General features: G+C 39.2%; 9 protein-coding genes. 6 read left to right on the forward strand and 3 right to left on the reverse strand.

Features of this window, described 5'->3' with window-relative positions:
* Nucleotides 1-176: 176 nt before the first annotated feature.
* From Q8907_09125 to radA, 4 genes are read left to right on the forward strand one after another with little or no spacing between them, the layout of a single operon-like run.
* Nucleotides 177-1,127 (forward strand): NAD-dependent epimerase/dehydratase family protein, encoded by a 951-nt coding sequence (locus tag Q8907_09125; protein ID MDP4274425.1) that lies wholly within the window; start codon nucleotides 177-179, stop codon nucleotides 1,125-1,127.
* A 25-nt stretch (nucleotides 1,128-1,152) separates the two neighbouring features.
* On the forward strand, nucleotides 1,153-2,352 hold the full coding sequence (gene kbl / locus Q8907_09130) for a glycine C-acetyltransferase (GenBank protein ID MDP4274426.1): 1,200 nt from the start codon (nucleotides 1,153-1,155) through the stop codon (nucleotides 2,350-2,352).
* 56 nt (nucleotides 2,353-2,408) lie between these two features.
* On the forward strand, nucleotides 2,409-2,897 hold the full coding sequence (gene rfaE2, locus Q8907_09135) for a D-glycero-beta-D-manno-heptose 1-phosphate adenylyltransferase (protein ID MDP4274427.1): 489 nt from the start codon (nucleotides 2,409-2,411) through the stop codon (nucleotides 2,895-2,897).
* 10 nt (nucleotides 2,898-2,907) lie between these two features.
* On the forward strand, nucleotides 2,908-4,278 hold the full coding sequence (gene radA / locus Q8907_09140) for a DNA repair protein RadA (protein MDP4274428.1): 1,371 nt from the start codon (nucleotides 2,908-2,910) through the stop codon (nucleotides 4,276-4,278).
* A gap of 383 nt (nucleotides 4,279-4,661) precedes the next feature.
* Here radA and Q8907_09145 read toward each other — a convergent pair whose 3' ends face one another.
* Nucleotides 4,662-5,405 carry a Pathogenesis-related transcriptional factor and ERF protein gene (locus Q8907_09145; GenBank protein MDP4274429.1) on the reverse strand — a complete coding sequence of 248 codons (744 nt, stop codon included), beginning with the start codon at nucleotides 5,403-5,405 and terminating at the stop codon, nucleotides 4,662-4,664.
* A 94-nt stretch (nucleotides 5,406-5,499) separates the two neighbouring features.
* A complete protein-coding gene (locus Q8907_09150) occupies nucleotides 5,500-6,192 on the reverse strand; it encodes a ComF family protein (protein ID MDP4274430.1) in 693 nt (230 codons plus the stop codon).
* A gap of 191 nt (nucleotides 6,193-6,383) precedes the next feature.
* Here Q8907_09150 and Q8907_09155 point away from each other — a divergent pair, with 191 nt between their 5' ends.
* Entirely contained in the window at nucleotides 6,384-7,235 is an 852-nt protein-coding gene (locus tag Q8907_09155) for an ARMT1-like domain-containing protein (GenBank protein ID MDP4274431.1), read from the forward strand.
* A gap of 132 nt (nucleotides 7,236-7,367) precedes the next feature.
* A complete protein-coding gene (locus Q8907_09160; GenBank protein ID MDP4274432.1) occupies nucleotides 7,368-7,802 on the forward strand; it encodes a rhodanese-like domain-containing protein in 435 nt (144 codons plus the stop codon).
* A 14-nt stretch (nucleotides 7,803-7,816) separates the two neighbouring features.
* On the opposite strand, the gene Q8907_09165 is transcribed toward Q8907_09160, so the two are convergent.
* The gene (locus Q8907_09165; GenBank protein ID MDP4274433.1) at nucleotides 7,817-8,500 is read right to left on the reverse strand and encodes a ribonuclease HII; all 684 of its coding nucleotides are present in this window, start codon (nucleotides 8,498-8,500) and stop codon (nucleotides 7,817-7,819) included.
* Nucleotides 8,501-8,555 lie beyond the last annotated feature (55 nt).

Genomic DNA, 8,555 nt, shown 5'->3' on the forward strand with positions numbered 1-8,555 from the left:
TATACTTTTCATCAAAAGGAATAACAATCACACTGACCAATATTTTTTCTACCGAAATCATGTATGTATCTTCAAAAACAAACAGTTATAAATAGCAAGAAATTCCATATTTTATGCCATTCGTCAGGCAATTATGTCAGAGAAAATTTTAACTTAGCATAATAAAGTATTACAATATGGAAAACATATTAATCATAGGCGCAGCAGGGCAAATTGGTTCTGAAATCACCCTGGCCTTGCGAGAAATTTATGGCAATGACCATGTATTTGCCACCGACATCAAAAAAGCTTCAGCGGATATTGTGGAAAGCGGGCCTTTTCAGATTCTCGATGTGCTGGATAACAAACAGCTCATTCCTTTTGCCGTACGCAATAAGATCACCCAGGTCTATCATCTGGCGGCCATATTGTCGGGTAATGCTGAAAAATTTCCTCTTCATGCCTGGGATATCAACATGAAGGGGCTGCTCAATGTACTGGAACTGGCGCGCGAAACGGAAGATATTAAAAGGGTTTTCTGGCCCAGTTCCATTGCTGTTTTTGGACCTTCCACGCCCAAAATAGCTCCTCAATTCACCATTATGGATCCCACCACGGTTTATGGGATCAGCAAACTGGCAGGCGAACGATGGTGCGCATACTACAACAAACGATACAACGTTGATGTGCGCAGTGTAAGATATCCGGGCTTAATTAGTTATAAAACCGAAGCAGGCGGGGGAACCACCGATTATGCCGTTGAAATTTTCTACGATGCCGTGAAAAAAAGAAGTTATGAATGTTTCCTGAAAGAAAATACCCGTCTGCCCATGATGTTCATGCCCGATGCCATTAAAGCCACCATAAAATTAATGGAAACCGGAGAATCCGGACTTCATACTCATTCCAGTTATAATCTTTGTGCCATGAGCTTTACCCCAAAGGAACTGGCAGAAGAAATAAAAAAGCATATTCCGGATTTTTCAATTACTTACAAACCTGATTTCAGGCAGGACATTGCCGATTCCTGGCCTGAAAGCCTTGACGACAGCATCGCCAGGTCACATGATGGTTTTAATCCCGAATATGATATGGCTAAAATGACGGATATTATGCTCAAGGAAATCAGTAAAAAACTAAAAAGTTAATTCAATCAACAAATTATAATTTATCATGTACGGAAAAATCAAGGAACATTTGCAAAATGAAATAGCTTCCATCAGAGAAGCCGGTCTGTATAAGGAAGAACGAATCATCACCAGTCCACAGGGCGCCGAGATCACGCTGAATACAGGCCAAAAAGTCCTGAACTTCTGTTCAAACAATTACCTGGGGCTGGCCTCCCATCCGCTGGTTATTGAAGCTGCAAAGAAAGCGCTTGATTCAAGAGGATACGGCATGTCGTCGGTCCGGTTTATCTGCGGTACCCAAGATATACATAAGGAACTTGAACAAAAAATTGCTGATTTTTATGGAACTGAAGATAGCATTTTATATGCTGCCTGCTTTGATGCCAACGGCGGGGTTTTTGAACCTCTGTTTAGCGAACAGGATGCCATCATCAGCGATGCGCTGAACCACGCTTCCATTATTGACGGGATCAGGCTTTGCAAGGCACAACGTTATCGTTACGAACATGCCAATATGAGCGATCTGGAAAACAAATTAAAACTTGCTCAGGCACAACGATTCCGCATGATCGTTTCCGACGGGGTGTTCTCAATGGATGGCGACATATCCAAACTGGATGAAATAACGGCCCTTGCAGAAAAATACGATGCCCTTGTGATGATCGACGAAAGCCATTGCGCGGGATTCATTGGAAAATCAGGAAAAGGTTCGCATGAATACCACCATGTGATGAACAAAATTGATATTGTAACCGGCACACTGGGCAAAGCACTGGGAGGAGCCCTGGGCGGATTTACCACCGGAAAAAAGGAAATTATTGAATTGCTGCGCCAGCGTTCAAGGCCCTATTTGTTTTCCAATTCTTTATCCCCTGCGATTGTCGGTGCTTCCATTGCTGTGTTCGATTTACTTTCGAAATCAACCGAATTGCGTGATCATTTAATGGAGAATGCTTCCTATTTCCGGAGAAAGATGACAGAAGCAGGCTTCGACCTTAAACCCGGAGAATCCGCTATTGTTGCCTTAATGCTTTATGATGCAGTATTGGCTCAGAAATTTGCCAGCCGTATGCTGGAGGAAGGAATTTATGTTACCGGTTTCTATTATCCCGTTGTACCCAAGGGCCAGGCCAGAATACGCATTCAATTGTCAGCTGCCCATACCAAAGAACACCTGGACAAAGCCATTTATGCATTCATTAAAGTTGGCAAAGAGTTAAATGTTTTTGAAACAAAAAAATAATAAAGGATTTACTACTGTAATTTTTTACCTTTGTTGTTCATTTAACATTTTTACCAATGAATAAATTTGAAGCAGTCGAAAAGAAAATTTACAATAAGGAGCAAATCCCACAGATGTTGGCTTTATGGCGTTTCCAGAATAAAAAAATCGCTTTCACCAATGGTTGTTTTGACATATTGCACAGAGGACATGTGGAATATCTGGCCAAAGCAGCTTCACTGGGCGATATATTGATTGTTGGGCTGAATACGGATGATTCCGTCAAACGCATTAAAGGCGAAGGGCGCCCTGTTCAGGATGAAATTTCCAGAGCACTGGTATTGTCTTCCCTACAATTCGTCAATGCAGTAATTTTGTTTGATGAAGACACTCCTTATGAACTGATCAAACTGGTTCAACCCGATATTTTGGTCAAAGGCAGCGACTATAAAGCCAAAGAAATTGTTGGATACGACATTGTAACCGCCAAGGGCGGAAAAGTTGTAACAATTGACCTGATAAAAGGCTATTCTACCACCCGGATGATTGAAAAAATGACTAAATAAGGAGGTAGACTTGCCCGCGAAATCAAAAACGGTGTATGTTTGCCAGAATTGTGGTGTATCTTCAGTCAAATGGATAGGCCGTTGTCCGGCATGTGGTCAGTGGAACACCTATGTAGAAGAAACGGTACAGAAAGAAACCGGCAAAAACACTTCGTTCCGTGCAGGTTCTTCTGTACCTCAGTTGCTTTCAGAGGTTTCTTCAGCTAATGAAAAACGTATAGATACTTTAAGTTCAGAATTTAACCGTTTACTGGGCGGAGGGTTGGTACCGGGATCGGTTGTACTGATTGGCGGAGAACCGGGTATTGGCAAATCAACCCTGGTGCTGCAAGTGGCCCTGAAAATGAACAGTCTCAAAACCCTTTATATATCAGGTGAAGAGAGTGTACAACAAATAAAAATGCGGGCCGACCGGATGAATCTCAAAAATGAGAATTGTTACCTTTTGAGCGAAACCTCTCTCGAAAATATTCTGGCACATATCGATAACCTGTCCCCGGATCTGGTGGTCATTGATTCCATTCAAACTTTATATACCGATGGGATTGATTCTTCGGCCGGCAGTGTTTCACAAATCCGCGAATGTACCGCGCGCCTGCTCAGGATGGCCAAAGAAACGGCACGCCCGGTAATTCTTATCGGGCATATCAATAAAGAAGGGGTAATTGCCGGTCCAAAAATATTGGAACATATTGTGGATACAGTCCTTCAGTTTGAAGGCGACAGGCATTTTCTTTACCGGATCTTAAGATCAATAAAAAACCGTTTTGGAAGCACTTCCGAACTGGGTATTTTCGAAATGCAAAGCAACGGTCTGCGCGAAGTAAACAATCCTTCGGAGATACTGATTACCCAGAATGACGAGAATCTCAGCGGAGTGGCCATTGCAGCCACCCTTGACGGCGTCAGGCCTTTTCTGATAGAAATTCAGGCCCTGGTAAGTTCTGCAGTTTATGGAACCCCTCAACGTTCGGCTACAGGTTTTGATTTTCGCCGTCTGAACATGCTTTTGGCCGTACTGGAAAAAAGAGCAGGTTTTAAACTTGCCACTAAGGATGTTTTTCTCAATATTGCAGGTGGCCTTAAGGTGGATGATCCTGCAATAGATTTGGCCGTTGTGGCTGCTGTTCTTTCTTCAAATATAGACCTGCCGATAAGCAAAAATATCTGTTTAGCAGGTGAAATAGGCCTGTCGGGTGAAATACGTCCCGTCAGCAGAATTGAACAACGTATAGGAGAAGCCGAAAAACTGGGGTTTAAACAAATGATTATTTCGCAATACAATCAAAAAGGCCTTGATTGGTCGAAGTATAAGATTAAGATTATTCCGGTCAACAAACTCGAACAGGTGTTTAAATTTCTATTCGGGAAAAACAATTAGCAAATTATCAATAATATATTGATTAAAAAACAATTGCACCACTATTTCAAACAAAATAATTTTTTAAATTATAAGTTTTCATAAAATAACAGGACAAATCTTTAACAAATGTAAAGTCCTTATTAAATAATAAAAAAAGGAATTTGCGTATTACAAGCCGAACCGGACAATATGTCATAGTTTACAGACAATTAATAAAAAAGGTGACAAAAGTTAGGAATCTTATGGTTCCAAACTTTTGTCACCTTTAACAATTAACAGGATAAATAAAATCCATCCCATCAATTTCTCCTAAGAGGGCTTAAGGCATTTCAAGAAAATTCAATAACATCAGAAAATAAAAAGCAATTCCAAACAACTAAAATTTTTAGTTAGAATAAATTTTACTTTTTAACCTTAGCCCTGGCTCTGGCTTTTCTTTCCAATGCTTTTCTTTCTTTTTCTTCTTCTTTGGCTTTTCTCTTGGCAGCCTTAACTTCTCTTCTGTTCTGTTTTTCAAGGGCAACCTGGGTCATTTCCTCTTTACTTCTTCTTTTACGGCGAAGTCTGGGGCGTTCCACCACTTTCTTTTTAAAATGAACAGGAACGCCACTTTCGTCAAACTGGTTTAAACTTTTGGTCACCCCGAAAAGTTCGATAGATTTGTCATTATAAGCTCTGGCGGCTTCAATAGGTGTTTTGAAAGTGCCTACAATAACAGGTTGACGGTCAATCCATAAAATGGATATGTATTTATCTTTGGCAACCCGATGTACTCCGCGGAAACCAGTCGAATTATGCGTGAACCTTTGTTCACGGCGCAACTGCGACATGGTCAACCATTGAAGGTTTTTCACCCGGCAATCAATCTTGTTGCCATTTTTAAAGCTTACAAAAAGACGTTTGTCTGAAGGCGGTTTCGGTATGTACATGTTAGCAACATACTGATTTATATAAATGGTCTCAACTTTAAAACCGTCCTTCTTTTTGTAATACTTTTGAAAAACGGGCAATCCACTCGAGTGTTCTCGAATATTGTCCAATACCTTAAGCGCTTCAAAATATTTGTTTTGCTTAAGTTTTTCGTACACCTCAGAATCTAACAATAGATACTTATCGGCATTTTTTAATTTAATCTTTACTACCATAACTCATCAAAATATAATTTTGCAAAAATATCAATAATTATTTTACAGCAACATGTTATAAATCATAAATCTACAATAATTTATAGAATTACTTTCAAGCTACCGCAAGAGTTGCAATGCTTACCCTTGTATTTTCACACTGCAGAATCTGTGCAGTGCAAGCTTCTAATGTGGCCCCCGTAGTAATCACATCATCTATTAACAAAACGTGCTTATTAGTAAAAAAGTTTACATTTTTAACAATAAAAATATCCTGAACATTCTCCCATCTTTCAATCCTGCTTTTGCGGGTCTGGGTTTCATTGGCTTTTATCCTGCAAAGATTGTGCCTTTCAATGGGTTTTCGCATCGTTTTTGCAATTCCTTCTGCAATCCAATCGCTTTGATTATATCCTCTCCGTCTTTCTTTCTTCGGGTGAAGGGGCACTGGAACAATTACATCAACTGAACTAAATACGCTGGAAATCAACTCACTTCCGTACATTTTCCCTAATTCATAACCCAAATCTTTTAACCCGTTATATTTCATTTGGTGAATTAGCCGTTGATATTTACTTCCTTTGTTATAAAAAAAGAATGCTGCTGCCGATTCTATCTTAACTTTTCCCCAAAATATCTGCTCCAGTGGATTGTTTCTTTCCTGATGATAATTTGTTTTGGGCAATTTGTATAAGCAATGATTACATATCAGATACTCATTATGAAGCAGATTCATTCCACAACACGCACAAACATTGGGATAAAATAAATTAACGAAATCATTAATCCTCTTTCTCAAAGCTTCCATGCTATAAAAAATATAGTTAAGAAAGAAAACTTATTCTGATGAAAGTTAAGACATTAATTTGAAAAAAAAAAAATAATAACGTTTTTTTATTTTCAATTTTATCTTTGTAAAAAAAAAATTCAAATGGATATTATACTCTGTTAATAAAGACAAGCTAAATTTCCATTTTTATCATTTAAGAATTATTTTTTATGGCTTACGAATGTAAATTTTGTTTTATCCGTTCATTTGAAAAACTTTTAAAAGAACGATCCTTCCCTGAAGAAAAAAAAGATGAAATTCTCACCGCTTTTCTTAAATATATTGCAGAAGTCGACTCCTCTCAAATTAGTCCCCTGATCGGGCGGGAAATGGAAATCATGGTCAAAAAATACCTGAATAATCCGGATCCCTACAAAGAAGAAAAACGGCAAAGCAACCAGTTTCTCCTGAATCTCTATCCTAAGTTCAAAAAGAAAGTTGAGACAGCATCCAATCCTTTTGAAACAGCTTTGCGCCTGGCAATTGCGGGAAACATCATAGATTATGCCGCTTCTACCAATTTCAATGTGATGGATAATATCAATTATGTTCTGAATGCAAAATTTGGAATTGATCATTCCAGGGAATTGGAAACAGCCATAAAACAAGCAAATACCATACTTTACCTCGGAGATAATACCGGGGAAATCGTACTTGACAAACTTTTCATCGAAACCATCGGCCATCCCAATGTTTATTTCGCAGTAAAAGAAAAGCCGGTTATCAACGATGCCACTATGGAAGATGCCCGGTATACAGGAATGGATAAAGTAGCCAAAATAATTTCCAATGGCTACGATGCTCCTTCTACAATCCTTGATAAATCATCCAAAGAGTTTATTGAAATATACCAGCATGCCGATCTGGTTATATCAAAAGGACAGGGGAATCTGGAAGGCCTCTTCAGAAGCGGAAAAGAAAATACTTTCTTTCTGCTGATGGTAAAATGTGATGTTATTGCCCGGCTTGTAGGAGTAAAAAAAGACGACTTTGTAGTATTTAAAAAATCATTGTGCAAATAATTTTTTATAATTGCGCTCAATTATAAATATTACTTTTAGAAAGTATTTAAATCCTGTTTCCGGATGAGGTATAAACATCTAACTTATAAAGCTGGTGGAAGGTTTATGTTATCTTGTAATAAATTCGCACCCATGAAATTTGTACTCAGATTGTTATTGTGTTTATTTGTATTAAATCAAAGTAACCTGGTTTACTCACAAGTTAAGCAATTCACCACCATTACCTTTCTCAATCCCAGTGATTTTTATTCTGAAATGTTATTTTATCCTTCACGGGAAATTATTGATGTAAGGGAATATGCCCTGTATTGCAAATCAAGAATACCGGGAGCTCTAAGTGCCGATACTCCCGAAAAAGTCAAGAACCTTTCAGATACCCTGGACAGGGATATCCCTTTTTTTGTTTATTCGGAAAACGGGGATGAAAGTACAGAAGCTTGCCTTATATTGTTAGGGAAGGGGTTTAAAAATGTTTTCGAGCTGAAAGATGGCATCCGGGGTTGGGAACGGCAGGGTTTTAAAGTGGACAATAAAAAAATTTCTAAACGTAGAAAAAAGAGAATCTAAATCTAACGCCTAACCTATTCCTCTTTATTGTTTCCCTTTGCAGAAAAGGCATCCTGTTCCCTATCCTTCAAATTATCCCCAAAATCAAGGGAATATTGCTGTTCCAAAAGACGAAAGCTCAGACGGTGATATTTCGTAATTCCATATTTACGTATGGCCTCCCGGTGGAATTTCGTAGGATAACCCTTGTTCTGATCCCATCCATAGTAACCATATTCCTGGTGAAGGCCCAGCATGTAATCGTCCCTGTATGTTTTGGCCAAAACAGAGGCAGCTGCAATCGAGAAGTAAGTTGCATCACCTTTGACAATACAATTAAACGGGACCCCTTGATAAGGTTTAAACCTGTTGCCATCAACAATAATATGCCCGGGAGACTGGGATAATTTGTCCAGTGCATTTTGCATGGCAAGAATAGAAGCATTTAAGATATTGATCTTATCGATTTTATTATTGTCGACCATAGCCACAGCCCAGGCAACAGAACTGGCTTCAATCTCCGTACGGAGCTGGTAACGCTCCCGGGCCGACAACTGCTTTGAATCATTTAACAAGGGATGGATAAAATCATCAGGCAGGATGACGGCGGCAGCAAACACCGGACCAGCCAGACAGCCCCGGCCGGCTTCATCGCATCCGGCTTCAAACACTCCCCTCTGCAGGCAACTTTTTAAAGGTTTTCTTTCTTTATTTTTCATTCTGTTCCAAACATTTTTCAATACTCGTCCATAACCTTTCTGCAGTATAGTCCCA

The sequence above is a fragment of the Bacteroidota bacterium genome, from assembly GCA_030706565.1.
Classification (GTDB): domain Bacteria; phylum Bacteroidota; class Bacteroidia; order Bacteroidales; family JAUZOH01; genus JAUZOH01.

Coding starts and splice junctions, on each gene's coding strand:
- kbl (MDP4274426.1), top strand. CDS start 1,153: ATGTACGGAAAAATCAAGGAACATTTGCAAAATGAAATAGCTTCCATC.
- Q8907_09145 (MDP4274429.1), bottom strand. CDS start 5,405: ATGGTAGTAAAGATTAAATTAAAAAATGCCGATAAGTATCTATTGTTA.
- Q8907_09150 (MDP4274430.1), bottom strand. CDS start 6,192: ATGGAAGCTTTGAGAAAGAGGATTAATGATTTCGTTAATTTATTTTAT.
- Q8907_09165 (MDP4274433.1), bottom strand. CDS start 8,500: ATGAAAAATAAAGAAAGAAAACCTTTAAAAAGTTGCCTGCAGAGGGGA.
- Q8907_09160 (MDP4274432.1), top strand. CDS start 7,368: ATGAAATTTGTACTCAGATTGTTATTGTGTTTATTTGTATTAAATCAA.
- Q8907_09125 (MDP4274425.1), top strand. CDS start 177: ATGGAAAACATATTAATCATAGGCGCAGCAGGGCAAATTGGTTCTGAA.
- Q8907_09155 (MDP4274431.1), top strand. CDS start 6,384: ATGGCTTACGAATGTAAATTTTGTTTTATCCGTTCATTTGAAAAACTT.
- rfaE2 (MDP4274427.1), top strand. CDS start 2,409: ATGAATAAATTTGAAGCAGTCGAAAAGAAAATTTACAATAAGGAGCAA.